The organism is Agrobacterium sp. 10T429 (assembly GCF_056393925.1).
In genome coordinates, this window is the sequence record NZ_JBFTGV010000105.1 from 1 (window position 1) to 354 (window position 354).

The 354-nt window shown below is 66.1% G+C and carries 1 protein-coding gene; it reads left to right on the plus strand.

Features of this window, described 5'->3' with window-relative positions; translation table 11 throughout:
* Window positions 1-354 (plus strand): ABC transporter substrate-binding protein (locus tag AC1DCP_RS26740; protein WP_476774923.1); only part of this gene is annotated, 354 nt, incomplete at both ends.

A 354-nucleotide genomic window follows, 5' to 3' on the forward strand; every position in this document is an offset into this window, starting at 1 on the left:
GAGTTCCCGGCCGCCGCGCCGCTGGCGGAGGCGCTCAATGCGGGGGCGGTCGATTGCGGGCCGATTGGCGATGCGCCGGCGATCTTCGCACTCGCGGCGGGGACGCGGATCAAGCTGATTGGCGCCAACCGGTCGGACCCTTATGGCACCGCCATCCTCGTGCGGCCCGATTCACCGCTGAAGACCGCGGCTGACCTCAAAGGCAAGAGCATCGGCACAAACCGGGGTTCGATTGGCCATTTCGTGACGCTGAAGGCATTGGCGTCAGCCGGATTGAAACCCGAGGACGCCAACATCCGCTTCCTCCCTCCAGCCGATACCAAGCTCGCGCTGACCAATGGCTCCGTCGATGCG